Here is a 26,631-nt window from a genome sequence, read left to right as displayed (position 1 = left end):
TAGGGCTGGAACGTGGGTGGTCGTTCACTGGACTCGTCCGCTCTGTTCAACGCTGGATTCGGTTTGCGGCGCGTCACCGGCCAGTTGGCGGGTGACGTTGTGTTGGAGGCGCCGGGGTGTGCGGCGGCTGGGGTACTGCAGGTTCCTCACGGCGGTCGAAGCGTCGAGGTCGGCTGGGCCGGACAGGGTGATGGCGGCGGTGAGCAGGCCGCTGCGGCCGGTGGCGGAGCGGACCGGCACGTCAGCGGCGGCGAGGATGGCGGCGGTGCGCTCGGCGGTGCGCAGGTACAGCGGCAGGGTGACGGTGCGGCGGGTGGTGAGGGCCGCGCGTTGCGGGTCGGTGAGGGGGTCGCTGGTCAGGACGGACACGATGAGGCGGCTGCCAGTGGGAAGCCGCCGCGTCAGGCAGGTCAGCAGCTGTCGGGCGGCGACGTCCTCGAGGTGGTGCAGGATCATGGTGAGCAACACCGTGACCGGCGCGTCCAGTCGCAGCAGTCCGCGCTCGGCGATCAGGTCGAGCAGCGGATCCACAGCGAGGAGGTCGGCCGCGAGCACAGCCCTGCCCCGGCTGGTGGCGCGGTTCAGGTCGGCGACCACGACCGGGTCACGGTCTACCTGCACCACAGTCCCCGGCCATGCCAGCTCATCGCCGGCGGGAAAGCCGGCGCCGAGGTCGAGCAGCTGCGTGCAGCCGCTGCGCACCGCGGTGTGCAGGGCCCGCCGGCGGAACGCGCGGGCACGGTGCATGACCCGCCGCAGACCCGGCACGATCGTGGCGAGCTGTGCGGCGAGGGCACGGTCGGCGGCGAAGTTCAGGTGCCCGTCGAGCAGCGCGTTCATCACCCGGCTCACCGCCACGTCCTCCGGAGCGGACCAAGCCAGGTCGACGGCGATGGCGTGGGCATAGGACTGCGCGGCGGCCTGATCGATCGTCCAGTCCCGACCCGTGCCGTGTGGCCGGAGCAGGTCGGCGCGGCCACCCCCCAGGACCGACGTGTGCTGCACCACGGTCATGGGTTGCTCCCGGCCGGTTGAATGCCGAGCAGGGTATGCAGGCGCTGGCGAGGGTCGTCCTCGGTGAGGTCGCTGGCGGTGGCGGTCATGGCGAGACGGCCGTGGTCGAGCACGACAAACCGGTCGGCGAGTGCGGTGACCGCGGCGAGGTTCTGCTCAGCAATCAGGATGGCCAGGCCGTCGCTGAGCAGGCCGGCGAGGGCGTCGGTGAGCTGGGCTGTCACTGCTGGGGCGAGGCCCTCGGTGGGTTCGTCGAGGATGAGCAGCCGAGGTTGGGTCAGCAGCGCGCGGGCGAGGGCGAGCATCTGCTGTTCGCCGCCGGAGAGCCGCTGTGCCGGGTGATGCAGCCGTGCAGCCAGGGCGGGCAGCAGGTCGAGCACACCCGCCACGGTCCACCGCTGGCCGGTTGCCGCGGTGCTGCGGCGTCGGGCGCGCAGGGTGGTGGTCGAGGCGAATGTGAGGTGTTCACGGACGGTGAGGCCGGTGAAGATGCGTCGGCCTTGCGGCACGAGTGCGATCCCGGCGCGGGCCGGCAGGTGCGCCAGGTTGATGGCCAGGGGGCGGCCGTTCCACTCGATGCGGGTTGGGCTCTGCGCGGGATGCAGCCCGGCGATCGTGTTGAGCAGCGTGGTCTTGCCGGCACCGTTGCGGCCGAGGACGGCGACCGCCTCGCCGTCGTGCACGTCGAGGTCGATGCCGTCGATGACCGGCGCGCCACGGTAGGCGGCGTGTACTTGCCGCACCCGCAGCAGGACAGCACCACGTGCGGCGCGCGGCGCTGCCCGGTCGGCGGCCGTGGTGTGGCCGCCCGGATTGAGGTATGCGTCGCTGACGGCCGGGTCGGCGCGAACCTGCTCGGGGGTGCCGGTGGCGAGGTGGCGGCCATGGTGCAGCACGGTGACGGTCTGGGCGACGGACCAGACCAGGTCGAGGTGGTGGTCGACCAGCAGGACGGTGGTGTCGGCGCCGAGGTTGGTGAGCAGGGTGGTCAGCTGAGCGATCTCGCCGGGGTCGAGGCCGGCGGAGGGCTCGTCGAGCAGCAGCAGCCGCGGGCGGCGGGCCAGGGCCATCGCCAGCTCGAGCCGCCGCTGGAGCCCGTAGGACAGCTGCCCGGCGGGCACGCTGCCGTGGCCGGTGAGCCTGGCCGTGTCAAGGATGGCCGTGATGTGCTCGGCCTCCTGCCGCCCGGCGGTGTTGTCCGGGTTCGGCGTCGCGGCCAACGCGAGGTTCGCCGCGACCGGGAGACGCGGGAAGATGGCGGGGTGCTGGAAGGTGCGGCCGACGCCGTGGCGGGCCCGGAGCCGGGCGGGCATGCCGGTGACGTCGCGGCCGTTGACGACGATCATGCCGGTGGTCGGGCGGTCGGTGCCAGCGATGAGGTTGAGCAGGGTGGACTTCCCGGCGCCGTTGGGGCCGATGACGGCATGCCGGGCCCCGGCCGGCACGTTCAGGGTGAGCTCGTGCAGGGCGGTCAGTCCCCCGAAGCGGCGGCTGACCCCGGTGAGGGACAGCATGTTCGTCGTCATGACCGCCGGCTCCGTTTCCAGATCGTCAGGCGGGCGGTGATGGCCGGCTGGTAGGCCACAAGCAGGAAGGCGAGGCCCAGCAGCGCGGTGGCGTGGCCGCCGGTGGGGGTGCCGAGCAGGTCGCGGACGGCGACGACGAGCGCGGCCCCGGCGACGGCGCCGCGCATCGTGCCCAGCCCGATCGCGGCGGCCAGCAGGGCCATGGCCGACATGTCCAGGCCGAGGTCGCCCGGAGAGAGGTAGCCGTGGGCGGCGACCAGCAGGGCTCCACCGGCCCCGGCGAGCGCTCCGGCGACGACGAACCCGCCGAGCAGGTGCCGCTGGACGTGGTGTCCGAGCGCGGCCAGCCGCGTTTCGTGGTCGGCGGCGGCGCGCAGCGTCAGGACGAGTCGGCTGCGCAGCAGCAGCCCGACGGCAGCGGCGAGGATGAGGAAGCAGCCGAGCAGGTACAGGTAGGTGTAGCCGTCGCCGTGCAGCGGCGGTGCGCCGGGCCAGACGGTGACCGGCGGGGTGTGCAGGCCGTCGTCGCCGCCGGTCACGGTCGCCCACTGGGTGGCGATGGTGCGGGTCAGCTCGGCGACGGCGAAGGAGGCCATGAGGAACAGCACGCCGCGGGTGCGTAGCAGCAGCGGGGCGGTGACCGCGGCGGCGGCTGCCCCGGCCGCGGCGGCGGTCACCAGCTGGAGCGGCCCGTTGGTGATCCCGGCGCCGGTCAGGAGCGCGGCGGTGTAGGCGCCGACGCCGAGGTAGGCGGCCTGCCCGAGCGACGGCAGCCCGGCGACGCCGGTCAGCAGCTGGGTGCTCATCGCCAGGACGGCCAGGACGATGCCGGTCGAGGCGATCGATACGGTGTAGGCGTCGGCGAGGAACGGCACCGCGACCGCGGCAAGCACCCCGGCCGTCACCATCACCGGCGTACTGCGGCGACGGGGCGTGGGGGCGCCGATGGTTGAGGTGACCTGGGCGGCTGGGGGCTGGGGTGGCAGGGTGGTGGTCATGCCGGCTGCCCCGCCGTGCGGCTGCGGGCGACCAGCACGGTCAGCAGGACCGCGAACAGCGCGAACGGGGCCGCGGTCGGGGCGGCGAGCACACCGAGGGTTTGGACCTGGCCGACGAGTAGCGCGGCGGCGAGGGTGCCGGGAATCGACCCGCCGCGGCCAACATCCCGGCCGGTGCCGGTGCTGATGCCGCCGATGACCACGACGATGAGGGACAGCACCAGCACGGTGGTGTCCACGCCGGGCGCCGGGCCGATCAAGGGTGCGGCGAGGACCCCGCCGGTGACGGCCAGGACGCCACCGGCCGCCATCGCGGTCGTCTGCACCCGGCGGGTGTTGGCCCCGGTTGCGGCGGCCATGACCGGATCGGCGACCGTCGCGCGCAGCAGCACCCCGTACCGGCTGCGGGCGACCACCAGATACACGGCGGCGGCGATGGCCGCGGCGACGGCGATGAACACCAGGCGATAGACCGGGTAGCCGTGCCGCCCCAACTGCAGGCTGCCGGCCAGGACTTCCGGCGGGCTGACCGGCAGCGGGGCGCCGCCGAAGATGCTGGTGTAGGCGTCGGCGGCGAGATTGGCGAGGCCGAGGCTGGCGAGGGCCTGATGCAGGTGCCCGTGGCCGGTCAGGGGTCGCAGGGCGGTGGCGAGGGCCGCGCCGCCGCCGGCGCCGAGGAGGGCACCGGCGGCCAGCGCGAGCGCGAGCGCGGTGAGGCTGCCGTGGCTGAGCAGGTAGGTCAGGTAGGCGCCGGCGAGGTAGAGGCTGCCGTGCGCCAGGTTGAGTACGTCCATCACGCCGAAGATCAGCGTGAGGCCGGCCGCGACGACGAACAGCGCCAGCCCGTACGCCACCCCGTCCAGCCCGGTCACGCCGTACGTGACCGCCGTCGGGCACCCGGCCCGGCAGGACCGCACGAGCGCGGCCGCACCGACGGCGATCGGGACGGCGGCCATCGCCGCGCCCAGGTAGGGCGCGGATCGGTGCAGGCTCGTGATGCTGCGGGCAGGCATGCGGAAACGTCCTTCGGCTGGATGGGCGTGGGTGCGTTTGCGGATGGACTCGGGCTGGTGGTGGCCGCCCCGTCCCGGCGGGGCTAGTGGGGGCGGCGGCCGATGGTCGTGAACATCCAGTAGCAGTAGGCGAGGGTCTGCGGGTCGCGCATGGCTTCGCGCAGCGCCGCCAGCTGCTCGACGGTCATCCCGCGTGCCAGCAGCGCGTCGTGCAGTTGGTGGGAGTTGCTCTCGTGCAGCAGGTTCCCGGCGCCGCCGCCGGCCCAGAGCCGGTTGTGCACGACCGTGTCCACGACCTCGAGGCCGGCCGCGCGCATCGCGAGGGGGACCCGGCGGGCCCAGCCGGTGTCGGCGCCGTTGGCTTCCAGGGCGGCCAGCAGACCGTCCTGGAAGGCGTTGAATGCCTCGGCGGCCTGCGGGGTGGGGGCCTGCAGGAGCATGTTGCGGTCGGTGGCGTCCCAGTCCGACACGACCAGCACCCCGCCGGGCCTGAGCGCGGCGACGAGCCGGTCCAGGACCGCGTCGCGTTCGGCCAGGTGCAGCAGCACCAGCCGGACGTGGATCAGGTCGAACTCGCCGGGCGGCAGGTCGGCGGTGCGCACGTCGTCTTTCCGGATGGTGATGTTGTCGCCGCCGGTGACGTGGCGAGGATCGAGGTCCAGGGCGGTGACGTGCCCGGACGGGCCGACCTGCTCAGCCATCCAGGTGGTGATGGTGCCGCCGCCCGGACCGACGTCCAGGCACCGCCACCCCGTGGTGATGCCGGCGCGCAGCAGCATGCCGGTGGAGTGCTCGTCGAGGATGTCGGCGAGGATCTGCAGCTGGGTCCGGCCCTGCTCGTCCGCGTTCGCGAACGTGTACGCCGATACGTCACCGGCGGCGGCGCGCGTGACGGTGCTCATGGGGGTCCTCCAGGTCGGGTGGGTGAGGGGCTACTGGCCGAGGGTGGTGAGGGTTTGCACGACGACGTTGGCGCGGCCCCGGCCGTCGAGGCGGACCTGCCGCAGGTACCAGGGCTGGACCGGGGCATGCTGCTCGCCGAAGCGCCACTGGCCGCGGGGGCTGTCGAGCTGGCCGAGCTTGCCGATCGTGGCGTTGATCGATGCGCTGGTCGGGTTCGCTCCGGCGGCGGCGATGGCCCGATCGAGGACCAGTGCGGCGTCGTAGGCGGTCACGTTGTACAGGTCCGGGATGGCGTCGTACTTCGACTGGAACGCGGTCGCGAACGCCCGGTTCGCCGGGTTGTCCAGGTCCGGGGCATAGTTCAGCGACGAGTAGATCCCGTCCGCCGCGGCGCCCTGGGCGGTCAGGACCGCACCTTCGACGGTGAACCCGCCCGTGTACAGCGGCACCTTCGCCTGCAGGCCCGCCTGGGCGTAGGCCTTGACGAAGTCGATCGCGTTCGCGCCGCCGTAGAACGCGAACACCGCCTTCGCGTCCGCCGGGATGGCGTTGAGGTAGGGCAGGTAGTTCGTCGTGGCCGGGAACGGGGTGAACGTCGCCTTGCCGTCGGGGTTGGCGAGCTTACCGCCGCCTGCGACGAACGGGTCGACGAACCCGCCGACCTGGTCCCAGCCGCCCTTGTAGTCCGGGCCGATCGCATACACCGGGCCCTTGACGGTGGTGCGGATGTAGTCGGCGAGGGCGGCGCCGGCGTCGCGGTTCTGCCAGCTGGTGTGCCACGTAAAGGCCAGATTCTGCAGGTTGTCCGGGCGTCCGCCGGTCGCCAGGAACGGGATCTTCGCCGCAGTCGCGGCGGGCTGGACCTCCTGGACGGCGTCGGAGCTGATCGTGCCGACCACCACGTCGACCTTGTCCTGCTCGATGAGCTTCTTGATCCCGGTCCGGGTGGCCTGCTTCCCGTCGCCCTCGTCAACCACTGTGGTCGTGATCTCGTGGCCGCCGAGCTTGCCGCCGTGGGCATCCAGGTACAGCTGCCAGCCGCGGGCGAAGTCGTCACCGACGGTCTTGTAGACGCCGGTCTGCGGCCACACCAGGCCAATGCGGATCGGGCCACCGCTCGGGGTGCTGTCACTGCCCAGGCTGGAACCTGAACAGCCGGCCAGCAGCAGCGCCACGGCCGTCGCTGCGGCCAATGCAGCGGGCAGTGAACGTCGTCGGTACACGGAGAGGTCCTCGCTTTCATACGGTGCGATTGGGGGCAAGGGGTGAGCTGTGCACACAGGCGACCCGCCACGCGGTCGGTTCCTCTAGAAGGGCGGTGGGCTGGCCGGTGCTGATGTCAACCGGCGGTGACGCGGCGCTTGAGCAGCCTGTGCGCGTACTCGACCAGCTCGATGAGCGCATGGCGGACGTCGTCGCGGCTGCGGGCGTCGCAGCGCAGCACCGGCACGTGGTCGGGCACCCGCAACGCGCGGCGCACCTCGGCTAGGTCATGCGCGGGCGTGCCGGGGAACGTGTTGAGCGCGATGACGTAGGGCAGCGCGCGGTGCTCCATGTAGTCCACGGCCGCGAAACAGTCGGCCAGGCGGCGGGTGTCGGCCAGCACGACCGCGCCGATGGCACCCCGGCACAGCTCATCCCACATGAACCAGAAACGGTCCTGGCCCGGAGTGCCGAACAGATACAGGATCAGCGTGTCGTCGATACCGATCCGACCGAAGTCCATCGCCACCGTCGTGGTCGTCTTGTCCGGCACCGCGGACACGTCATCGACGCCGTCGCTCGCCGCGGTCATGACCTCCTCGGTGCGCAGCGGCGTGATCTCGGAGACCGCTGCGACGAAGGTGGTCTTACCGACGCCGAATCCGCCTGCAATGACGATCTTCACCGAAGTGACGCGGCGGCCCGCGGCGGTCTGTCCAGGACGGCCGGTTGCCGATGGCTGCAGGCCAGTGCTGTGTAGTGGCATGGTGCGCGGTCAGACCCGCTGTGCCTGGCGCGGGTTCGGGGTGAGGATCGCCCCGACCCGGCCGATCGTCATCGCCATCTCGTAGCTGACCTGCCCGAGCTCGCTGTCCTTGCGGGCCAGCACCGTGAGGATCGACTTGTCGTTGATCGCCATCGTGATCAGGAAACCGCCGTACATCTCCACCACGATCTGCTCCACCGGGCTGGCGTCCATGAACCCGGCGGCGCCGGTCGTGAGCGATGCCAGACCTGAGGTGACCGCCGCCAGCTGATCGACGTTGGGCAGGCCTGGGCTGCTGGCCATCGGCAGCCCGTCGCCCGAGACCACCAACGCATGGGTGATCCCTCGGACAGCGCAGAGTTGGTCGAGCAGGAAGTCCATGTCTGTCATGGCATGTCGTCCTTCACTGGTTGGTGGGCGTTCGCCGGCCCGCTTGGCCGAGACCGGCCTGGAACGCCGACATCCGCTGGCGAAGCCTGTTCGGATCCCGTTGCACCGCAACCGGCACGGGGCTCTCTTCAGGCGGTCGGGACCTGAGTTGCCGGCCGAGGTGCTCGCCCGGCTGCCGCACCGGCAGCCCCCCGTCCGTGGCGTGGCCGGCAAGATCCGCGCCGATGCCGGCCATGGCGTGCCGACCGCTGCCGGCACCGACCAACGCCAGTTCAGCGGTTTCGGCCTGCGGGTCAGGTGCGGCCTGCGGGTCGAACCACGCGCTGCGGTGGCTGGTCAGTTCGTGGTAGATGACCGGCTCGACGGTCGCCGCCGGTCCTCCGGGCAACGGCCATGCGGCCGGCCGCGCTGGCGCGTGCTCAGCGGGCGGCGCGGCCGACGTACGTGGAGTGGCCGGCAGGACCCGGAACAGCTTGCCGGGGATGGTCAGGTCGACGCGGGTGCCACGGTGTGCCTCTGCCCGGATCTCGATCCTGAGGCCGAGTCGTTGCGCGATCATGCCGACGACGGGCAGGCCCATGCGCTCCGCGGTCTGATGGTCCATCGGCGGGTGAGCGATCCTGCGGCGGGCCGTTTCCAGGCCGTCCGGTGTCATACCGACGCCCTCGTCGCGGATCTGCACGTGCACCTGATCACCCACGTGACGCGCCTCCACCTCAACAGCGGAATCCGGAGGCGAGAACTGGGTGGCGTTGTCCAGCAGCTCGGCCAGCAGGTGGATGAGTTCCGCGGCGACCTCGCCGTCGACCTGGACGCCGTCGTCGACGGCGACGGCGTTGACCCGTGTGTAGTGGTCGATCTCGGCAGTTGCCGCACGCAGCAGGTCCCGCAGGCTCACCGCGTCCTGCCGGGGGGTGCCGCCGCGCCCGCCCGCGAGGATCCGCAGGTTGAAGATCAGCCGGCGGATCAGCGTGGCGGTGTGGTCGAGCTGGAACAGGCTGGCCAGCCGATCCGGATCGTGCTCGTCCTTCTCCAGCAGGTCCAGGCTGGCCATCATCCCGTCAGCCCGTCGCTGCAGGCGCCGGGACAACGCGACCAGGATCGCGCCGACGCCTGCCCGAGTCGCGGCCTGTTCACCGGCGAGCCGCACCGCCGATTGGGTCACCTTGTTGAACGCGGCGGCGACGGACGCGACCTCATCAGCACCGTCGGCGAGGATCGGTTCGGCCGCGACCGCCAGGAGTCGCTGCACCGTGGCCGGATCGGCGTTGTAGACGTCGAGCTCGCCCACCATCTGCGGCAGCCGGTTCTGCGCCACATCGATCGCATCGCTCTGCAGCCGAACCAGCGAACGCGTCAGCGACCGCGCCACGACGGCGCCGACCACGACCACGACCAGCAGCAGCACCCCGACCACGGCGACCGCGATCAAGGCCGCCTGGCGCTGCGCGTCGCGTTCGCTCGTCACGGCGCGCAGCAGACCAGTGTCGAGGTCAGCTTCCACCCCGTGCATTAGGTCGATGCGTGCGCCCACCGCGGCCGACCAGCCCTGCGCATCCGTGCCCAGCGCCAGTTCCCGGCCCGGCTGGCTGCGGGTGAGCAGGCTCTGCAACCGCTCTGCCTGCAACACCTGCGGTCCGCTGAGCCGGCTGTTGAGCAGCGCGGGCCAACCCCCGGGACCGAGATCCGCGAACGTCTGCAAGGCCTCGGTGATGCCGGTATCCGCCCCGACGATCTCCTGCTGCCCAGCCGGTGTCAGCCGACCGGCGGCCATCACCCGCACCGCCGCCACCTGCAGCAGCGACGCCGACTCGATCGCTTCGGACAGGGCGGCCACCGACCTCAGGCCGTTCGCCGTCGCCGACGACACATCGACCTGGCCCAGCGCCTGCCGGTAACTGATCAGATCAGAGATCATCGACCGATACCGGAACGTCACCACGCTCAGCACTGCATCCGGAGCTGTGCTGACTTTCTGCCGCAACCCCGTCAGGCCGGCCAACTCCATGCGGATCCGCGCAACGAGCGGCGCCAAACTGTCCGGTAGCCGCGTCGACGCCACGCCGTCGGCAAACTCGACAACCAGGGCGTCGGTGTCCGCGCTACGACCCTTGTAGTCAGCACCCGCACCGCCCGGCACCGCGAACGTCAGCGCCGCAGCAGCGCGCTCCCGCTGCAACGACGCGATCAACCGCGCCGCCACGCCACCCACCGCGACGACCTCCCGGGCGCGGCCGGCGTCGGCAGCTCGCCCGGCAGCGGAGACCACGTTCAAACCGGTCAGCGCCACGATCGTGGCCACGGGCAGCATGAGAATCAGCGCAAGCTTCGTACGGATGCGGCGTTCACGCAGCCACCGGCGACGAATCGGCGGCTGGAGACGCCGAGAGTCCTGCCCCGTCACGCCCGTCGCGCCTCAATCGTCCCGGCAGCGGCCCGGCCCTCGGAAACCGGCAGCCCACACGACCGGGCGTCATGGCGAGCGGTCCACCGCTGCACCCAGGACCCACAGCTCGCCTCCATCAACCGCTGCGCGAACGGCCGAACCCAGCAGACGCCCCGCCGACCCGCCCAGCAGCCCGGGTCGCCGCACCCGCCAGCCACCGGATCGGCCCGATGCCGCTCGGCGAGCGCAGCGCCGTGCAGCCACAACGCCGCATCAGCAGCGGTGGCAGGCGCAGCCGCCAGCAGTGCATCGGATACGGCCGTGCGCATCAGAACAACCCCCTCAGAATCGGCGTGAGCTTCGGCAGCGCGGTGACGTGCCGGCCGCCTACCGGCACACCACCGCGCCACCTACGGCCGGCGTCCCGGACATGCGCGGGGATGCGCGTCGAGGACTCCGGCGAGCGGCGGGAGCTCGGGCGATGGTGGCTTCCTCGGCACGAGGAACATGGCGAACCGCTCAACCAGTACCGCAGGCGAGCACAGCTGGGCCCTGGCATCCCTCGGCACCAGAGGCGGGTCACAGCCTTACGCGTTCGGCCGGAGGCGAGCGGCGTCGTGGCTAGCACCCACCCCCGGCCAGCTTCATTGGGTAACGAGCGCCGCCGCGCTGTGCACGAGGGCACGGACACGCTCCGCACAACCCAAAGGCTCATCACAGTCACCCTCCTCACGCCACATCAGGCGATTCGCAACATCGGCAGATGGTCGAGCGTCACCGCGGCAGCCACATCACATTGGCGGAAGTGGATGGGTGCGGTGCCGCAAACAGCGGTCCCGACCACCTGGCCATCGCGGTGATGCATCGACGGTCAACTCGTTGCAAGTCAACGATCACGGAATCCCGCGCGGGCGGGAATGCCGACCTGCGGTCCGACTTCGCATACCGACCTTCAGTCCGACCGGCGGTTGACCTGCGCATTCACGCGACGTCACACATGGCACCAAGATCGTCAAGACGGCAGTCGGGGTTACATTGACGACGCCCGGACGGCACTCAACGCCACTCGGGTTCGCGTGGATCCATCGTGGAGGCTGCCGGTGACTCGTCCCAGTCCGTACGTCCGGCGACGATGGCTGGGACGTGAAATCCGCCGCCTGCGAGGCGAGCACGACATGACTGCCGAACCGCTCGCACGTGCCGTCGGGTTTCCACGCCAGCAGCTCAGTGCATTGGAAAACGGGCACCTCGGCCCGGACATCGACCTGGTGAGCGCGATCTGCGAGTATCTGACCGTCGGCATCAAGCGACGCACGGCGATCATGGATGCCGCCGCTGACGGCTGGGCACGTGGCTGGTGGGACGCGGACACGCAACGCATGGGAGTTCGTCAGGCTCTCTATGCGGACCTGGAAAGCGGCACCACCACGATCGCCGAGTACGCCCTCGCGCTCGTTCCCGGCCTACTACAGACGGCCGGATTCGCCGACGCCCGGCTCCGGAGCGACCCGACCCGTTACCCCGAAACGTTTGACCCGGCCGCCGCAGTTGCCGCCCGTGCGCACCGCCAGGAGTTGCTGCTCGCCAGCGGCGGACCGCGTTATGAGGTCGTGCTCGACGAGTTCGCGATCCGCCGCTGCGCGGCCGAACCCGGCGTCGTCGCCGATCAGCTGCGGCATATTGTGGCGGTGTGCGCAGCACGTGCGACTGTGACAGTCCAGGTCCTGCCGATGAACGCGCCCATCAAGGGACACAGCGCACCCCGGTCCGCGTACTCGATTTACCGCTATGGCGTTGAACCCGGAGTCGCTGTTGCCGTCGACACGCTCACGAAGGATCTCGTACTCACCGAGCCGGACGAGATCGATCCATATCTGAGTCTCCACCGCCGACTCAAGGCCGCAGCCCTCGCCTCCGAGGCGAGCCTCCGCCTGCTCCATGCCGCCGCGCAGGAGCTGTCACCGATCGAAGGAGCAGCAGCATGACCACACGGCAGTACACCGACTGGCGCAAGTCCACCCGCAGCGACGACGGCAACTGCGTTGAGATGGCCCGTGCCGACGATGGCACTGTCGGCCTACGCGATTCCAAAGACACCGCCGGGCCCGTCCTGGAATTCAGCCCGGCCGCCTGGCGGAAGTTCACCGACGACGTCCAGGCCGGCACGTTCGACCAGTAGCGCTTCTGGACCCTTGGCTGGCATTGCGTAGTGCCAGCCTTCCAACGCAGCCGCTTCTACCAGACATGAAGCAGCGAATCAGGTCGCGGACCCCATGATCGGGGGAGAGCAGCGATGTGTAAGTTGTCCGTTTCGACCGAACTCATGTGGCTGACGGACTCCGGGCTGGGCGGGACGCCTTGCCTCGCTGGCCGCCGGCCCGGGGTGGCGCGATGCGCCCGAATCCTGCAATGCTACCGATCTATTCACAGCAGGTTGCTGGGTGATCACACCCCGGTGATAGTTCTCGCCCGCAGGGAGGTCGGCGCCGTGCCCCGCCAACCCGATCCGACGCCTGCACCGAATGTGCAGCTCGTTGCCACTCGTCGAAGCAGGTCGTCACCGGCGTCGGCCAGACGATGCATGTCCCATGACGACCTGGCCGAGCTCGTACATGCGAGCCCAGATCAGCTGTCCACAACCAGCGAGCACGGAGCAATACACGTCGACGCTCACTGGATCGGCAAGCTCGAACGTGGGCAGTTCCGATGGCCGAGCCCTGAACGTCGAGCTGCGCTCCGCGACGTGCTCGCCGCGACAACGGACGAGGATCTTGGCCTGAATCGCCCGCCGCGCCGGGCCAACTGATGTCGCGCCACCCGGACACTGTGATCACGCCCAACTACCAGCTCGGCGCGGCACGCGAGCGGATTGCCTCGCCGCGGCGGGCGGGACAGTGCATGTCACGGGCGGAACTGGCCGATGCCGCCAACGCCGCGTTGGACCTGCTGTATCCCGGCCGTGACTTGAGCGCTCACTATGTCGACTTTCGGTGGATCGGCAAACTTGAGCGTGGCGAGCACCGCTGGCCCAGCGAGGAACGTCGTGCTGCGCTGCGTCACGTGCTCGGCGCTGCTACCGAGCTGCAGCTCGGGCTCTTCGTTCCCCGACGTACTGATGGCCGGACGCACCGCAAGGACGGGTCCGGCCTGCTCGTGCCACCAGGCCAGCCCGCGCACCAGCCCACCGGCGGGGACGGGCCGCATCGTGCCGACTCGGTCATCGATACGCTGGACGGGGTACGTGATCTCGGGAGCGTGGACGTGGACACACTTCGCCGGCAGTTGCTTGGGGCAGCCGCCTCCGCCGCCGTCGGGCTGCTCGTCCCACCCATCGGGCGTCCCCAGCAGCGCACAATTCGGCAGGCAACCGCTGATGACGTCGAGGCCGTTCGGGAGATGCTGGACCTGTTCTCGCGGGCCGAGCAGCGCCGCGGTGGTGGCCACGGGCGCACCGCCGTCACGCAGTACCTCCACTCCGATGTCGCCGATCTGCTCGCGGCCGGCGGTAACGACCGCACGCGACGCGCGTTGCAGGCCGCCGCAGCGGAGGTTGCCTACCTGACCGGCTGGATGGGCTTCGACGACTCCGACCACACTGCCGCTACCCGTTACCTCACGCTCGCGGCCCACCTCGCGCACCACGCTAACGAACCCGCCCTGGTCGGCCACGTCCTACGCGCCCTGGCGCACCAGGCGCTGGACCTCGACCAGCCACAGCGGGCACTGGACCTGGCGACGGCGTCGGTGGACGGAGCCAGGTATACCGAGGCCAGCCCGCGCGAGCGGGCATTGCTCGGCGTGGTGCACGCTCGCGCTCTCGCAGTCACCGGCAACCCCACGGCCGCGGCGACCGCCCTCATCCGCGCCGAGAACGACCTGCGGTCCGCGACCGCCGGCGATGACGAACCCACCCGGGTGTTCTTCTTCACCGAAGCCGCGCTCGCGCACGAAACCGCCCGCACGCTCCACGTCCTCGGCGACCACACCAGGGCCGAGGAGCAGTTCGAGCGAAGTGTCCGCCTGCGCAAGGCCAGCCAGTTCGCCCGCACCCACGCCGTCACCCTGGGATATCTCGGTGCGATCCACGCCGAAACCGGCGACATCGAACACGCGTGTGTCACCTGGTCCACGGCCCTCGACGCGATGGCCGGTGTCAGGTCCGGCCGGACTCGGCAGGTCGCCGCACGTATCCGCAGCACCGTACGGCCGTGGCTTCGGCACATGCCGGCCGCCCGCGACATCGACGAACGCGCAGCGGCCTACCTCACCGCTGCCTAACCGTCCCCATCGCGGCGGGTGCCGCTGAGAGGAAGACCGCATGGATCACCTGAAGTTCGATATCGAGGCAGTCGCGGTGGTCGTCGGCGGTCGGACCGAACCGACCGACGACTTCTGGGGCGGCACCCGCTCCATCATCCGGATCGACGCCGAGCGGTTCCCCCCGGATGCCACGGCTGGCCTGGAGGACTTCTCACACCTGGAGGTGATCTTCCGGTTCCACCTCACCGACCCAACCGACCTCCACCCAGGCGCGCGGCGCCCACGCGACAACCCGGACTGGCCGCCCGTCGGAATCTTCGGTCACCGCAACATGCGCCGCCTCAACTGGCTCGGCGTCTCCCGCTGCAAACTCCTCGCCGTCGACGGGCTCGACCTGCACGTCGAAGACCTCGACGCCGTCGACGGCACCCCCGTCATCGACATCAAGCCCTGGTTCACCGCAATGGGACCACGCGGCGACATCCGGGAACCGGAATGGACCAACCACATGCTGCGCGACTACTACGCCGGCCAGGACGAGAGCTAGTCGCGATCCCAGCACGTCAACAAGGCCAAGGGAGGTGCAATGCCGCGGCATCCCGACACTGTCATCACCCCCAATACGGTGCTCAGCGCGGCACGGGAACGCCTGCCGTCACCCCGACGCGCCGGACAGTGCATGTCCCGCAGCGAACTCGCCGACGAGGTCAACACCGCCCTCAACCAGCTCTACCCCACCCGCAACCTCACCGCCCACTACGTCGACGCCCGCTGGATCGGCAAACTCGAACGCGGCGAACACCGCTGGCCCAGCGACGAACGCCGGGCCGCCATCCGGCGCGCCCTCGGCGCCACCAACGATGGCGAGCTCGGCCTCTACATCCCACGCCGCACCGAAGGTTTCGTCAGTGACGGAACGACCCCACCAACGCCGAAGAGCCGGGTCTCGGCCAGCATGGACGTCAGTCGAGCTGGCGAGACATGGAGCGGCGACGCGCAGTTCTCCGGTGTGCTCACCGATGAAATGGCTCGTCTTGATGACGGCGAGTACGACGACTGGAACAGCTTTTCAGTCGTCACGAGCATGCTTGCCCAGCAGCGGCAAGCGGTGGCCCCCGCAGCACTGCTGAGTCTCGTGGAGGCGCATCGTGACTGCCTACTGACCTTGTCCCGAAACGCAGTCGGGGATCCGGTGGGCGCCGCCATCGGCGCGATGCTCGGCGAAGCATCCATCGTCGCCAGCCGGCTGTGGAGCGCGCAGGGAAACCGATCCATGGCTCTCGACCGTTGCGCCTACGCAAGAACTCTCGCCGAACGGCTTGGCAACATCCGGCTCGGTGCGACCGCCCGGATCTTCGAGAGCAACCTGCACTCCGGAGCCTCCACACTGATCCATGCCGACGGCAACATCATGACCGGGCTGCAGCTGCTGGACGAGGCCGCCGCCGCAGCCGAGCACCTCAGCTTCGCCGCTCAAGCCAGGATCGCCGCGGAGCAGGCCCAGACTTATGCGGCACTGAACATGCGGGCGGAAACCGAGGCTGCGCTGGACCGCGCTCGGCAGGCAGCCAACGGGATCACTTCGTTCGACCGGACCGGTCTCTTCAGCGACTGGACCGCCTCGCGTCTGGATGTTTACGAAGGTACGTGCCGCATCCTGCTCAAGGAACCGGCAGCCGCCATCCTGCACCTTGAGCGAGCGTCGACGGTCCTTGACCAGGACCCGGAAAACACGAACGTGGCGCTTGCCGCTCACGTCGATCTCGCCAGTGCTTACGCGCTGGCCGGTCATCTGGACACGGCCTGCACCACGCTCGGTGACGCATACGAACAGCTCGGGCGGATCGGCAACCTTCGGGGCATCTCACGTGCCCGGCGCGCCCGTGAAGGATTGAGCCGATGGAACGCCGAACGCGCCGTCCAGGAACTCGACGAGAGGATGGCCGCGGTCTAGGAAGACGGCTGAAGGGGTCAACGCTGCTGGACAAGGTACGCGATGGTGGCGACGAACAAGTCGGGCTCGAGCGAGTCCAACACCGCATCCGGGCCATAGCTCGACAGCTCTTCCAGGCTCGCCCGATGCGCGACCACCACCGCCCGGAAACCTGCGCTCCTCGCACAGGCGATGTCGTTCGGCGCGTCTCCGACCACCACGGTCCGGTCCGGCAGGACAACCGCTCCATACTTGCTTTGGTAGCGGCGCGCAACGACGTCAGGAAGACGGAACCGGTCTCGTTCGTCGGAGCCGTATCCCCCGATCTCCAGGTCCAGTTCACCCCCAAGGCCCAGCGACTGGATCTTGATCTCTGCCGCCACTCGCAAGTTCCCGGTGAGTACCGTCTGCACGAAGCCTCGCCGGTGCAGCTCGGCGATGCTGGCTGCGACGCCGGGATACGGCGGCTGAACGCGAGCAAGCTCGTCGCGGCCCGCCTCCATGACTTCCGCTAGAACCTGGTGGAAGCGTGGGACGCCGGCTTCGGCGTCGACTGATGCGATGCCGGAGGCGATCGCAGTGTCGATCACGATGGACTCGTCGGTGTAGCCGTGGACCTTCGTTTCCGGGAAGGTCACAGCCGCCTCATCGATCTCGTACGTACGAGCGATAGAGCGACGCAACCAGCGAAGATCTGCCGGAATCAGCGTGCCGTCCACGTCCCAGATCACAAGGCCAGCATCCCGATGCTCCACCGGACCATCGTCGCACAGTGATCGGACCAGATGATTCTCACGCCGTCCGGGACAGCGGCAAGCATCCCCTGCTGGGTTACCGATCGCATGTGCACGGTCGCCGCGGGTGTACGTATCATGTCGGCGGTCGATACGCTTGCGTCGCTGTCTGCGTCTCAGGCGGCAGCATCCAAACTTTGTCGCGGAGTCGGTCCGCCAGGAGGGGAAGGGTCGGTGCCTCGTCATCCCGATGCGGTGATCACACCGAACCGCACCTTGCGCGATGCCCGCCTGCGCACTCACTCACCGTTGCGCGCCGGGCAAAGCATGTCCCGCTCCGAGCTCGCCGATCTCGTCAACGCCACCCTCGACCGGCTGCACCCCGGCCGGGATCTCAACGCCCACTACGTCGACAGCCGCTGGATCGGCAAACTCGAACGCGGCGAACACCGCTGGCCCAGCGACGAACGACGAGCCGCCCTCCGCCACGCCCTCGGCGCCACCACCGACACCGAACTCGACCTCTACATCCCACGGCGGACCGACGGGCCCAGGAACCATCCTCCAGGCTTCCGTCAGGTCGATGATGTCACCGAAGGCACGGACCGGTCACCGGATACCGTTGAGGTGATGTATCGCCGAACCGCTCTCCTGTTTCCGGCACTAGTAACGGTGGCTGCTGGACAGCCGGCCTTGCCCGACGGCTCTCGGGTGACCCTGCGCGCGTTGCAGGCTGCTCTGCTGATCGGCGGCGGCTCTACGCCCGACTTGAATGAACTTACAGTCGAGCACATCTGGCGCTCGGTCGCCGCGGCACATGACGGTTACCAACAGGCGCGCTACCTCGAGGTTGCAGCCCGCTTGCCCAGCGTGCTCGCGCGTGCCAACGAGCTTGCGGAACAGTCCGCCGGCGCCGTTCGACGACGGGCCCGGTACGCACTCGCACTCGCCTACATCGCTGCGTCGAAGGTGGCTGCGAAGTTCGCCGACGGGTCGTTGGCTTGGGTGGCAGCCGACCGTGCCGCACAGATCGCCGCGACCGTCGACGCGCCGGCGATCGCTGGACTTGCGGCGTACCAGAGCAGTTGCGCCCTCCTGTCGCTCTATCCTGACAGCGGGCCAGCCGAGCAACTGGTCCACACGTCGCTATCGCAGCTCAGCAGGGCCGAGGTCACGGCGCAAACGACCGCAGCTGCTGGGGCACTGAATCTGCTCGGCGCCGTCATCGCTGCCCGCAGCGGCGCCCGAAAACGCGCTACCGCCCACCTCGCCGCGGCAAGCAGGCTCGCTTGCAGCGTCCCAGCAGACAGCAACCAACTCTGGACGGCATTCAACGCCACCAACGTCCTGATCCACCGCACGTCAGCCGAGAACGCCCTGCACCGCTACGACGACGCTATCCAAGCCGCCCACGCCATCAATACAGCAGCTCTGCCCGGCGGCTTGGTCGGCCGACGGGCACAAATCCACCTGGACCTCGTCATCGCCCATGTGACCAGATCCGATGGGCTGCCCACAGCCGTTCATCATGTCGTGTCGGCTGGCCGCATAGCGCCGCAGCTGTTTCAGGTGCATCCGGAGAATCGACAGCTCGTCGCCGACATGCTCAAGTCGTCTACCGGGACAGACGCTCGCGAGCTTCGCACCCTGGCCGAAGCGGCTGGCATCGGGCGCTGAGATGACCGAACGCCGGCAACTCAGCGCGCATCTGGTGGTCTGCGCGGCACCCCCGGTCCAGCACGTCACGGAACTCGTCACCCTGCTTCGTGCCGACGGCTGGGCCGTCCAGCTGACGGTCACCCCGACCGCAGCGACGTGGATCGACACAACCATGATCAGCCAGATTGTCGGCGGGCTCGTCCGCGTCGCGCAGCGGAGTCCCGACGAGCCGAGGGACACCCGCCGAGCAGACGTGGTCGTCGTTGTACCGGCCACCTTTAACACCATCAACAAATGGGCGGCCGGCATCAATGACAACGCAGCGCTCGCCGTCCTGCAGTCGGCCCTGGGCGAAGCCACGCCGATCCTCGCATGTCCGTATGCGAAGAAGACCCTGACAAGCCATCCGGCCTACCACGCAAATGTGCAGCTGTTACAACAGTGCGGCGTGCGCTTCGCCGAACTCCGACAGCAGGCGCCTGCCAGCACTCCCCATCTGTACAACTGGGCTGACGTCGCGGCAGCCATGACTGCCGCAGCTACCCGCGCATAGCGGCTTGCCTGCGGGTAAGTCACCGCTGGCGGACCGACTCGCGAAAGCCACGACGTGAGCCGGCCGACGTACCCGTGAGGGCCGAGGATGACGCCAGGGCGCAGTACGGTCGTCCGCTCTTGCCCGACCGCATCCAGTACCGCTTGTTCGCATCTCGCTCAAGATCAGCCCTCTCAGAGGGGTGGTGTTTGCCTGCTCAATCCCAGGTCGGACCGCAAGTCGGTACACCAAGTCGGACCGTAAGTCGGTATTCCCTGTCTCGACCGATTCGGAGACCGTAGTCAATGGGACCGGTCGCCGGGTGACAGCTCGGTCTGCAGCTCAGCACCCATGGAGCGCGGTGATAGTGGGAGGACGACACCATTGATGCTGGAACCGCAGCTCGCGGCGATCGGGTACGGGCCGATGATCCAGGCGTTGAACGAGGTCCACTACGCCGGCGAGACCAGCTTCTACCGGGACGCGCCGCTGCGCCCATGTGAGAATCAGCTGTTCGCCCGGGTCGGTGCTGGCTGCCGGATTCTGGATGTGGGCTGCGGGGCTGGCCGGGTGACGCGGGCGGTGGCCGCGCGAGGCGGCGACATCGTCGGTGTCGACGTGAACGGCTCCGCCCTGGCGGTTGCCCGGGCGGCGGCGCCATCAGTCGGGTTCGTCCATGCGAGCATGACCGATCTGCCGTTCCCGGGCGCCAGTTTCGACCAGGTCTGGTGTCTGCGGTTCTCGTTCAACGCGCTGCCGACGCCGCAGGAACGGCTTGCCACGCTGCGGGAGTTGTGGCGGGTGTGCGCGCCTGGCGGCACCGTGCTCGTCGAAGCGTTCAACTGGTACTACTGGGGACGGTTCGGCCTGATCCGCGCCGCGAATCTCCTGGAACTGCTCGCTCGCTCAGCCCGGCGCTGGGGCGGAAGTCGGTCACTGCCGCTCCCTGCCCGCGACATCCTGTACCTGGCGAACAAGGCCAACGGCGCCGCACCGGGCTACGCACACCTAACCACCGCGCGGGAGCTGTACCAGCTCGCCGCCGCGTGCGGGTTGGGCACGTTCGCGACCGTGACCAGTGAACGCGAGCTCCTCGCTGGCTCGCGCAGACCCGTCCGACCTCGCCACGGCGCCTACTCGATGTGGCTCGCGCTCACCAAACCGAATGTCATTCGGTCATGAGGCGGCTGCAGTTCGGCGAGCTCGTGGTCGACGTCGACACCGACGGCGGCGCGGTCGCCGACTTTCTCGACCGTATCGCTGGTGCGAGCGGGGCAAGGCAACCGACACATCAGCTGATCGTTCGACGTGCCGGTGACGCCCGCCTCGTCATCGACGAGATGCGACGCGTGATCAGTTTGACGCTGCCGATTGACGCGGCAGGGCCTGCCATCCTGATTGGAGTGTTGCAGGCGGTCACCCGCGGCATTGCCTTTCTGGAGCGGTCGGCCGACACGCGGGTGCTGCTGCACGGCAGTGCATTCACGGTGGCGAGCGGTGCGGGGGTCGCGGTTCTGGACGGCGGTCTCGGCCAGGGCAAGACCTCCCTCGCGCTGGCGATGGCCCGTGCGCACGGCCGGCTGCTGGTGGACGAGTTTGCCTTCGCGCACACCACGCCCGATGGTGTGGTGCTGGCGGCGGCGCCGACGCTGCCCTGGCATGTCCGGTCCGACATGGCCCCATACACCGCCCCGGCACCGACCGAAGCGCCACTGCGGTACCCGAGCGAATTGCGCGCAACGGTCGCGACCGCAGCATGCGACGCGCCGCTGCACGTCGTCCTCATCCCCGACCAGGGATTGCAAGCCGGACGGACCGAGCCGGTCGAGCCGGACGCAGCGCGGCACCTGCTGCGCTGGGCGCTCACCGACCACCTCTGCAAGCTGACCGATCCGCAACTCGACCACGTATCGATCCTCGCCGACGCCAGCCAGGTGGTGGATCCGGCCGGACGACCACTCGCCGAGCAGGCATCACCGCTGCCTACCCACAGCGGGTTGCTGCAGCAGCTCATTGCCGTGCCTGCGTTCCGAGTCGGGGTCGGCGCTCCGGCTGACCTTCCAGCCAGCGTGGCCGCCGCCGGACTCGCCGTCGGATCGGTGAAAGGATGAACCGGCCGCCGCTCCTGCTGCTGGCCGGGACGAGTGAGTCCGGCAAGTCGACCGCCGGCGCGTACCTCGCCGGGCGCGGCGCGCACCGGGTGAAGATCCGAACGATCCTCACCACGCTCACCTCTGGCATACCCGCCGTGCACGAGGGTGTGCCGATGCGCGAAGGGTTCGAACACGCAGAGTTTGTCGACCGTATGCTGCACCTGCCCATACCCGACGGCCGGCGGGCAGTGTTGGTCGAAAGCTTCATCGACACCGACCTCGCGGAGGCGACCCGGCGCGCCTGGCCGGACCGCTGCTGGATTGTCTTCATCACCGCCACCCGAACGACCAGGCTGCAGCGGCTCACCGCCGATCGACAGTTGAGCACCGAGCAGGCTGCGGCCGTCCTGGACGCTAAAGACGCCCGGAAACGGGTCACCGAACAGCTCGACCTGTGGCGCGCGATCGCCGATCGGTGGATCGACAACGACACCGGCCGGGCTGAATTCCTCGACCAGCTCGACCGAACACTCGACCAGCTGACCCGTCATGAAGGAGTCGCATGACCCGCCTGTACGCCTCTGCCGGGGCCGTCGTCGTCACCGGTGTCGCCGCGCCGCAGTTGCTGCTGCTCGAGCAGACCCGGGTCACCGGCGAGCGGCAGACCGTGGCCCCGAAGGGCCGGCTCGAGCTCGGCGAGGCGCCCCTGGCCGCCGCCTTCCGCGAAGTCACCGAAGAATCGGGCCTGACCGGCTTGCACTACGCCGGCTACCTCGGCCGCGAGCAGTACCAGTTCACCGACCGCGACAGCACGCCCGCCGCGAAGACCGTCGACTGGTTCCTGCTCACCACCGACGACACCACAACCGCCGCGCACATCGGGGAGGGGTTCACCGAGGCACGCTGGCTCTCCCCCGCCGAGGCTGCCGCAGCGGCCAGCCACACCGGGTTCGTCGCCTTCCTCGACCGCGCCGCCAGCATCACGGCGTGGCGCAGCGACGGCCCGCTGCCATTCAGCACCACCCTCGACCACGCCGTCCGCGACACCGCCAGCGCTGCCGGGCCGCTCCTCGCCCCGCACCCCGCAGCCGGCCTGGCCGTGTGCGGCTCCGCCGCCCGCGGCGACTTCGTCGACGGCTGGAGCGACATCGACCTCATCGCCTACGGCCTCCCCCACAACGATGAAGTCGCCGACACCTTGACCGCACTGGTCCGCGACACCGCCGCCCGCCTCGATACGTCGATCTCACTGCACATTGCCGGCCCCGACGGGCGCCGCCAACCCGCCGCCGGACCGCTCTACGACACGAAACTGCACACCGCGCTGCGCCGCATCGGCACCGACGTCGCCGTCATCGCCGGCGCCGCACCCACCATCCAACCGCCGGCGCTCCAGCACCCCGACACCCTCGCCGCGATGACCGCACTACAGACATTCGCCGCCGACCGGACCACCCAACCCGTCCGCGACACCCCCGCCCGCCGCAACCGCGCACGGCGCATCCTCTCCGTGACCTGCAGCGTCGCCCGGCTCTTCGCCCTCACCACCGACGAGCAGGCTGACCTACGCCTCCCGGCCCTGATCGATCTGCTCGGCCAACGCTACGCAGACGCCCCTATCCGGCAGTTGCTCAGCGGCTACGACACGTTCCGGCGCGCTGGTGCCACCGATCTCGACACCGCCGAGCACCTCGCCGCCCACGCCGCCGACGCCATCGACGACCTCATCCACCGCCACACACCCGCAGCATCCCGGTGAACCCACGATGGTCGTCGTCTACGTCGAAGGTGTCGACGGCACCGGCAAAACGACCCTGATCAACCAGCTCATCCGCTGCCACCCGGCCGACGCCACCGTCACAGCCCCGCCACTGTGGACGTACCTGCCCGCCGCGCCAGTCCCAGCAGCGTTCGCGACCTGGGTCACCACGACACCAGCCGCCACCGTCGCCGCGGATCTGCTGGCCGCACAGCGCACCCGCGTGAGCGACCTTCTCGCACTCACTGATCAGCACCCGATCGTTCTTGTCGACCGTGGCCCGCGAACCGTCGAAGCATCCGCGCAAGCACACCTCACCGCCAAGCCACCAATCACGCCGACACCGGCGATCGCTCAACTCACCGCCGAACTGCGTGCAACCACGCGGCACCTCGCCGAAGTCCACCCCTGCCTCTCCATCGAACTGACCACCGCCTCCTACGACGAGATCTTCCACCGCCTGACCGACACCGAACGCGCCAGCACTGCCTACCTGCAGTATCTCCGCAGATTCCTACGCGAGTTCCGCGACAGCACCGCTGCGAACGACCCCACCCAGCTTTCCCTGCCCGCCACCGCATCGCTCGCCCGCAATACCACCGCCGCCTGGCACGCTATCCAAGCCCTCACCGGACGACTCTGAGACGGCGCTACCGCCATGCCACCACGCCCCAGAACATGGTCTCCGTTCGCCCGTCCGGCCCGACGACCCGGCGCTCCGCCGCACCCGTCCGGAGTGTCGGACACACGTTTGATCCCGGTTGGCGTGTGCGCTGCCGCCGCAACGGATCCGCCAGTCATGTCCGGCGGTGGTCCCCGCGCAGCGGGGTTGACGCTGGCCGAATTCGCTGTCAGTGCATGCCCGCCTGCCCAGAAGAGGATCCAGTCCATGGACCGTTCAACCACCCCGCACCCTGCGCTGATCGCGCGGTACCTGCCTGCATGGGCGGTGCCGCCTGCCTACGCGGTCACAGCGGCGGAGGGGATGATCGGTGCGGTCCTCGCCGACCATCCCGACCACGACCATGTCTGGACGGTCGTCGACCGACTGTCCGGCAGCTACGGGCGGGCCGCCACTACAGTCGGCGCGCCGCCCGACGTCGTCCAGTTCGCTGGGCGGTGGCAGCTCGGCGCGCACCTGGCCGCCGCGGCAGTCGTCGCGCGGCTGCGTGCCGACGCCGCCGACCCTGCGCTGCTCGAGCTGACGACCGGCCTGGTCACGCACTGCTGGCCACGGTGGGGACAGGTCACCGCGCCGAGCCCGGCCCGACTCCACGCCGGGCTGGCCGTGCACCGGCACATCACCACCTGGGGAGCACCGGCCGGAACAGCCGACGATCTCACCCACCTCATTCGCTGCGCCACCAGAACCGGCGAAGCGCAGCTGCCCGCCGCGCAGCACCGGCTCATCGCCCGCCTCACCCAACACCCCGAACGGCTGCGCGGCCTGCACCAGCTGCTTCCCGCCGACCCGACGGCATGACCCGCCGATCCCACCAGTCGCACGACGACGGCGCCGACAGCCGACCCGCCGCAGCCCCTGCCGCCACGGCGGCGGCAGGGGCGCGGCGGCGGCCGCGCTGGTTCTGCGGCATCGACTGGTCCGAAGGCCTCAACGACGTCACAGTCATCGACCGCGACGGCAACCTCCACACCCGGGTGAAGATCCCGACCAACCCCGAAGGGGTGCAGCAACTGCTGACCCTGCTCGGGTCGCTGTCACGCAGCCACAGCCACAGCCGCAGGCACGTCCCGGTCGCGATCGAGACCAACCGCGGGTTGCTGGTCGCCGCCCTGCGGCAGCGAGGCCAACCCGTCTACCAGATCCCGCCATCGATGGTCGCCGCCGAGCGACGCAGGATCACCCCAGCACCAAAGAAGTCCGACCAGAGCGACTCGAAACTACTCGCGTCGATCCTGTCGGCCAGCTGGGTGTGGCTGCGGCCGCTGCCCGAACACACGCCGGAGTGCTCGGCGATCACCATGCTCAGCCACGCGCAGCTGTCCGCGCAACGGCACCGGCAACGGCTGCAGCAGCGGCTCCGGAGCCTGCTGCAGCAGGCCCACCCGGCCGCGGTCACCGCCTGGACGCACCTCGACCACGGCCTGCGCCGCCCCGAAGCCCGCGCCGTTCTCGCCGCCGGCCCGACCGCTGCCGCCGCGCACCGCCTCACCCAGCACCGCCTGACCATAGTCCTCGCGGCGGCCGGCCGGACCCGGCTCATCGACGCCGAGGCATACCGGCTGCGGGACCTGTTCGCACAGCCCGTCCTGCGGCTGCCGGCCGTGGTCGAGCAGGCGCTCGCCATGGAGATCCGCGTCGTGCTCGCCCAGTTCAACCAGGCATGCGCCAGCAGCGACGACCTCGTCGACAAGCTCGTCGCCCGGTTCGAGAACCACCCCGCCGCCAAGACGTTCCTGTCGATGCCCGGATGCGGGCCACTGACCGGTGCCCGCCTGCTCGCCCAGATCGGCGACGACCCCGACCGGTTCCGAACCGCGGCCGGGCTGTGCGCGTACGCCGGACTCGCGCCGCTGACCTGGGAAAGCGGGTCCAGCCGCATCGTCGCCCACCGACGCATCTGCAACCGCACCCTGAAGGAAGCCTGCCACCGGTGGGCGTTCAGCGCGCTCACCAAATCCCCCGGCGCCTACCAGCTCTACCAGCACCGCCGTGCCGCCGGCGACACCTACGCTGGCGCGCTGCGCCGCGTCGCCCGACGGCTGCTGTCCGGGCTGCACCACTGCCTCGCCCGCGGCGAACTCTACGACGAAGCCCGCGCCTTCCCACCACGCGACCCGGACCGGTGAGGCGGGCAGGAGGCAGCCGGGACACCTCTGAGTCATCCCCGACGCCCGCACCTGCGGAGCTCTGACGCGGGAACGAGACCCGGCCGCCCCCTGCCCGCCCCAACCACCGCGTACGAGACCTTTGCCGCCGCCGTCGACCTCGCCGAACTCACCGAGTCGGCTGCCTGAACACGCCCCGGCCGTAACCGACGATCGCCACCTTCCAAGTAGGGCCATATGGCCCTACTATGAATTGATGAGCCCTTTCAGTGCGCGATATCAGCATGTCGCCGACCTGATCCGCCAGCAATTCCTCGACGGCACGTACCCGCCAGGCACCCGGCTGCCCACGGAAGCGCAACTCGCCACGGCTTACGGGTGCGGCCGCGAGTTGATCCGCGATGCCCTCGCCGCCCTCCGAGCCGAGGACCTCATCGTCACCGGACGGGGACGCCGGACAACGGTCGCGCCAGCCCCGGATCGGACGCCAATCCTCGTCTCCGCAGGCACCATCGTCACCGCCCGCATGCCAATGCAACCCGAACTTGCAGCACTCGGCTGCCGGGCCTCAACACCGCTGCTCGTGGTCACGACGCCCGATACGGCGACCGACAACTACCCAGCGGACCGCGTCGAGATCACGCTGCGGCGGTGAGCGTGCACTGGACTCAT

25 protein-coding genes and 1 pseudogene are annotated in these 26,631 nt (G+C 69.8%); 15 read left to right on the top strand and 11 right to left on the bottom strand.

The genetic code is table 11. The annotated features are described in order from the left end of the window. Nucleotides 1-24: 24 nt before the first annotated feature. From ABD332_RS50315 to ABD332_RS50275, 9 genes are all read right to left on the bottom strand, one after another. Nucleotides 25-1,014, bottom strand: a complete 990-nt coding sequence (locus ABD332_RS50315; protein ID WP_344512543.1) for an SAM-dependent methyltransferase — start codon at nucleotides 1,012-1,014, stop codon at nucleotides 25-27. Then, nucleotides 1,011-2,540: an ATP-binding cassette domain-containing protein gene (locus ABD332_RS50310; RefSeq protein ID WP_344512541.1), complete on the bottom strand. Its 1,530-nt coding sequence runs from the start codon at nucleotides 2,538-2,540 to the stop codon at nucleotides 1,011-1,013. The genes ABD332_RS50315 and ABD332_RS50310 overlap by 4 nt, the downstream gene beginning before the upstream one ends. After that, nucleotides 2,537-3,538 (bottom strand): branched-chain amino acid ABC transporter permease, encoded by a 1,002-nt coding sequence (locus ABD332_RS50305; protein ID WP_344512539.1) that lies wholly within the window; start codon nucleotides 3,536-3,538, stop codon nucleotides 2,537-2,539. The genes ABD332_RS50310 and ABD332_RS50305 overlap by 4 nt, the downstream gene beginning before the upstream one ends. Next, nucleotides 3,535-4,551: a branched-chain amino acid ABC transporter permease gene (locus tag ABD332_RS50300; protein ID WP_344512537.1), complete on the bottom strand. Its 1,017-nt coding sequence runs from the start codon at nucleotides 4,549-4,551 to the stop codon at nucleotides 3,535-3,537. The genes ABD332_RS50305 and ABD332_RS50300 overlap by 4 nt, the downstream gene beginning before the upstream one ends. Nucleotides 4,552-4,634: 83 nt before the next feature. Continuing rightward, on the bottom strand, nucleotides 4,635-5,453 hold the full coding sequence (locus ABD332_RS50295; RefSeq protein WP_344512535.1) for a class I SAM-dependent methyltransferase: 819 nt from the start codon (nucleotides 5,451-5,453) through the stop codon (nucleotides 4,635-4,637). Between the two features lie 30 nt (nucleotides 5,454-5,483). Beyond that, nucleotides 5,484-6,647, bottom strand: a complete 1,164-nt coding sequence (locus tag ABD332_RS50290) for an ABC transporter substrate-binding protein (RefSeq protein ID WP_344512533.1) — start codon at nucleotides 6,645-6,647, stop codon at nucleotides 5,484-5,486. A 146-nt stretch (nucleotides 6,648-6,793) separates the two neighbouring features. Beyond that, the gene (locus ABD332_RS50285) at nucleotides 6,794-7,423 is read right to left on the bottom strand and encodes a GTP-binding protein (RefSeq protein WP_344512531.1); all 630 of its coding nucleotides are present in this window, start codon (nucleotides 7,421-7,423) and stop codon (nucleotides 6,794-6,796) included. 9 nt (nucleotides 7,424-7,432) lie between these two features. Then, complete coding sequence (locus ABD332_RS50280) at nucleotides 7,433-7,813, bottom strand: roadblock/LC7 domain-containing protein (RefSeq protein ID WP_344512529.1); 381 nt, start codon at nucleotides 7,811-7,813, stop codon at nucleotides 7,433-7,435. A gap of 13 nt (nucleotides 7,814-7,826) precedes the next feature. After that, nucleotides 7,827-10,115 carry a sensor histidine kinase gene (locus tag ABD332_RS50275; protein ID WP_344512527.1) on the bottom strand — a complete coding sequence of 763 codons (2,289 nt, stop codon included), beginning with the start codon at nucleotides 10,113-10,115 and terminating at the stop codon, nucleotides 7,827-7,829. Nucleotides 10,116-11,275: 1,160 nt separating this feature from the next. Between ABD332_RS50275 and ABD332_RS50270 the strand changes: the two genes are divergently transcribed. The 5 genes from ABD332_RS50270 (at nucleotide 11,276) to ABD332_RS50250 (ending at nucleotide 16,413) form a co-directional block, all read left to right on the top strand. Next, nucleotides 11,276-12,184, top strand: a complete 909-nt coding sequence (locus tag ABD332_RS50270) for a helix-turn-helix domain-containing protein (RefSeq protein ID WP_344512525.1) — start codon at nucleotides 11,276-11,278, stop codon at nucleotides 12,182-12,184. Next, nucleotides 12,181-12,378, top strand: coding sequence for a DUF397 domain-containing protein (locus tag ABD332_RS50265; protein WP_344512523.1), 198 nt, complete (start codon nucleotides 12,181-12,183; stop codon nucleotides 12,376-12,378). Before ABD332_RS50270 ends, ABD332_RS50265 begins: the two co-directional genes overlap by 4 nt. A gap of 647 nt (nucleotides 12,379-13,025) precedes the next feature. Next, a complete protein-coding gene (locus ABD332_RS50260) occupies nucleotides 13,026-14,477 on the top strand; it encodes an NsdA family TPR-like regulatory protein (protein WP_344512521.1) in 1,452 nt (483 codons plus the stop codon). A 40-nt stretch (nucleotides 14,478-14,517) separates the two neighbouring features. Further along, nucleotides 14,518-15,006: an SAM-dependent methyltransferase gene (locus ABD332_RS50255; protein WP_344512519.1), complete on the top strand. Its 489-nt coding sequence runs from the start codon at nucleotides 14,518-14,520 to the stop codon at nucleotides 15,004-15,006. A gap of 39 nt (nucleotides 15,007-15,045) precedes the next feature. Further along, nucleotides 15,046-16,413 carry an NsdA family TPR-like regulatory protein gene (locus ABD332_RS50250; protein ID WP_344512517.1) on the top strand — a complete coding sequence of 456 codons (1,368 nt, stop codon included), beginning with the start codon at nucleotides 15,046-15,048 and terminating at the stop codon, nucleotides 16,411-16,413. A 17-nt stretch (nucleotides 16,414-16,430) separates the two neighbouring features. Here the strand turns inward: ABD332_RS50250 and ABD332_RS50245 are convergent, their stop codons facing one another. Then, entirely contained in the window at nucleotides 16,431-17,147 is a 717-nt protein-coding gene (locus ABD332_RS50245) for an HAD family hydrolase (RefSeq protein ID WP_344512516.1), read from the bottom strand. A 234-nt stretch (nucleotides 17,148-17,381) separates the two neighbouring features. Between ABD332_RS50245 and ABD332_RS50240 the strand changes: the two genes are divergently transcribed. Both ABD332_RS50240 and ABD332_RS50235 read left to right on the top strand, forming a co-directional pair. Further along, the gene (locus tag ABD332_RS50240; protein ID WP_344512514.1) at nucleotides 17,382-18,803 is read left to right on the top strand and encodes a helix-turn-helix domain-containing protein; all 1,422 of its coding nucleotides are present in this window, start codon (nucleotides 17,382-17,384) and stop codon (nucleotides 18,801-18,803) included. Between the two features lies 1 nt (nucleotide 18,804). Further along, on the top strand, nucleotides 18,805-19,338 hold the full coding sequence (locus tag ABD332_RS50235; protein WP_344512512.1) for a flavoprotein: 534 nt from the start codon (nucleotides 18,805-18,807) through the stop codon (nucleotides 19,336-19,338). 38 nt (nucleotides 19,339-19,376) lie between these two features. Here the strand turns inward: ABD332_RS50235 and ABD332_RS60285 are convergent. Next, nucleotides 19,377-19,496, bottom strand: a pseudogene (locus ABD332_RS60285) (NAD-dependent epimerase); the annotation flags it as partial. Between the two features lie 208 nt (nucleotides 19,497-19,704). On the opposite strand from ABD332_RS60285, the gene ABD332_RS50230 reads away from it, so the two are divergent. From ABD332_RS50230 to ABD332_RS50195, 8 genes are all read left to right on the top strand, one after another. After that, nucleotides 19,705-20,499 carry a class I SAM-dependent methyltransferase gene (locus ABD332_RS50230; protein ID WP_344512510.1) on the top strand — a complete coding sequence of 265 codons (795 nt, stop codon included), beginning with the start codon at nucleotides 19,705-19,707 and terminating at the stop codon, nucleotides 20,497-20,499. Continuing rightward, the gene (locus ABD332_RS50225; RefSeq protein WP_344512508.1) at nucleotides 20,496-21,428 is read left to right on the top strand and encodes a hypothetical protein; all 933 of its coding nucleotides are present in this window, start codon (nucleotides 20,496-20,498) and stop codon (nucleotides 21,426-21,428) included. Before ABD332_RS50230 ends, ABD332_RS50225 begins: the two co-directional genes overlap by 4 nt. Beyond that, on the top strand, nucleotides 21,425-21,976 hold the full coding sequence (locus tag ABD332_RS50220) for a hypothetical protein (RefSeq protein ID WP_344512506.1): 552 nt from the start codon (nucleotides 21,425-21,427) through the stop codon (nucleotides 21,974-21,976). The genes ABD332_RS50225 and ABD332_RS50220 overlap by 4 nt, the downstream gene beginning before the upstream one ends. Continuing rightward, nucleotides 21,973-23,169: an NUDIX domain-containing protein gene (locus ABD332_RS50215; protein WP_344512504.1), complete on the top strand. Its 1,197-nt coding sequence runs from the start codon at nucleotides 21,973-21,975 to the stop codon at nucleotides 23,167-23,169. Before ABD332_RS50220 ends, ABD332_RS50215 begins: the two co-directional genes overlap by 4 nt. Before the next feature lie 7 nt (nucleotides 23,170-23,176). Then, on the top strand, nucleotides 23,177-23,812 hold the full coding sequence (locus ABD332_RS50210; RefSeq protein WP_344512502.1) for a hypothetical protein: 636 nt from the start codon (nucleotides 23,177-23,179) through the stop codon (nucleotides 23,810-23,812). A gap of 246 nt (nucleotides 23,813-24,058) precedes the next feature. Next, nucleotides 24,059-24,652 (top strand): hypothetical protein, encoded by a 594-nt coding sequence (locus ABD332_RS50205; protein ID WP_344512500.1) that lies wholly within the window; start codon nucleotides 24,059-24,061, stop codon nucleotides 24,650-24,652. Next, entirely contained in the window at nucleotides 24,649-25,980 is a 1,332-nt protein-coding gene (locus tag ABD332_RS50200; protein WP_344512498.1) for an IS110 family RNA-guided transposase, read from the top strand. Before ABD332_RS50205 ends, ABD332_RS50200 begins: the two co-directional genes overlap by 4 nt. A 235-nt stretch (nucleotides 25,981-26,215) precedes the next feature. Beyond that, a complete protein-coding gene (locus tag ABD332_RS50195; RefSeq protein WP_344512496.1) occupies nucleotides 26,216-26,614 on the top strand; it encodes a winged helix-turn-helix domain-containing protein in 399 nt (132 codons plus the stop codon). Nucleotides 26,615-26,631 lie beyond the last annotated feature (17 nt).

Source organism: Dactylosporangium maewongense, assembly GCF_039531485.1.
GTDB lineage: Bacteria > Actinomycetota > Actinomycetes > Mycobacteriales > Micromonosporaceae > Dactylosporangium > Dactylosporangium maewongense.
The sequence above is the reverse complement of the archived record's forward strand: the minus strand, read 5'-3'. Positions and strand labels throughout refer to the sequence as shown.

Excerpts from the sequence above, each read along its gene's own strand:
- ABD332_RS50315 (WP_344512543.1), bottom strand. The coding sequence starts at position 1,014 with ATGACCGTGGTGCAGCACACGTCGGTCCTGGGGGGTGGCCGCGCCGAC.
- ABD332_RS50310 (WP_344512541.1), bottom strand. The coding sequence starts at position 2,540 with ATGACGACGAACATGCTGTCCCTCACCGGGGTCAGCCGCCGCTTCGGG.
- ABD332_RS50305 (WP_344512539.1), bottom strand. The coding sequence starts at position 3,538 with ATGACCACCACCCTGCCACCCCAGCCCCCAGCCGCCCAGGTCACCTCA.
- ABD332_RS50300 (WP_344512537.1), bottom strand. The coding sequence starts at position 4,551 with ATGCCTGCCCGCAGCATCACGAGCCTGCACCGATCCGCGCCCTACCTG.
- ABD332_RS50295 (WP_344512535.1), bottom strand. The coding sequence starts at position 5,453 with ATGAGCACCGTCACGCGCGCCGCCGCCGGTGACGTATCGGCGTACACG.
- ABD332_RS50285 (WP_344512531.1), bottom strand. The coding sequence starts at position 7,423 with ATGCCACTACACAGCACTGGCCTGCAGCCATCGGCAACCGGCCGTCCT.
- ABD332_RS50280 (WP_344512529.1), bottom strand. The coding sequence starts at position 7,813 with ATGACAGACATGGACTTCCTGCTCGACCAACTCTGCGCTGTCCGAGGG.
- ABD332_RS50265 (WP_344512523.1), top strand. The coding sequence starts at position 12,181 with ATGACCACACGGCAGTACACCGACTGGCGCAAGTCCACCCGCAGCGAC.
- ABD332_RS50255 (WP_344512519.1), top strand. The coding sequence starts at position 14,518 with ATGGATCACCTGAAGTTCGATATCGAGGCAGTCGCGGTGGTCGTCGGC.
- ABD332_RS50250 (WP_344512517.1), top strand. The coding sequence starts at position 15,046 with ATGCCGCGGCATCCCGACACTGTCATCACCCCCAATACGGTGCTCAGC.
- ABD332_RS50235 (WP_344512512.1), top strand. The coding sequence starts at position 18,805 with ATGACCGAACGCCGGCAACTCAGCGCGCATCTGGTGGTCTGCGCGGCA.
- ABD332_RS50230 (WP_344512510.1), top strand. The coding sequence starts at position 19,705 with ATGCTGGAACCGCAGCTCGCGGCGATCGGGTACGGGCCGATGATCCAG.
- ABD332_RS50225 (WP_344512508.1), top strand. The coding sequence starts at position 20,496 with ATGAGGCGGCTGCAGTTCGGCGAGCTCGTGGTCGACGTCGACACCGAC.
- ABD332_RS50220 (WP_344512506.1), top strand. The coding sequence starts at position 21,425 with ATGAACCGGCCGCCGCTCCTGCTGCTGGCCGGGACGAGTGAGTCCGGC.
- ABD332_RS50215 (WP_344512504.1), top strand. The coding sequence starts at position 21,973 with ATGACCCGCCTGTACGCCTCTGCCGGGGCCGTCGTCGTCACCGGTGTC.
- ABD332_RS50210 (WP_344512502.1), top strand. The coding sequence starts at position 23,177 with ATGGTCGTCGTCTACGTCGAAGGTGTCGACGGCACCGGCAAAACGACC.
- ABD332_RS50205 (WP_344512500.1), top strand. The coding sequence starts at position 24,059 with ATGGACCGTTCAACCACCCCGCACCCTGCGCTGATCGCGCGGTACCTG.
- ABD332_RS50200 (WP_344512498.1), top strand. The coding sequence starts at position 24,649 with ATGACCCGCCGATCCCACCAGTCGCACGACGACGGCGCCGACAGCCGA.
- ABD332_RS50195 (WP_344512496.1), top strand. The coding sequence starts at position 26,216 with ATGAGCCCTTTCAGTGCGCGATATCAGCATGTCGCCGACCTGATCCGC.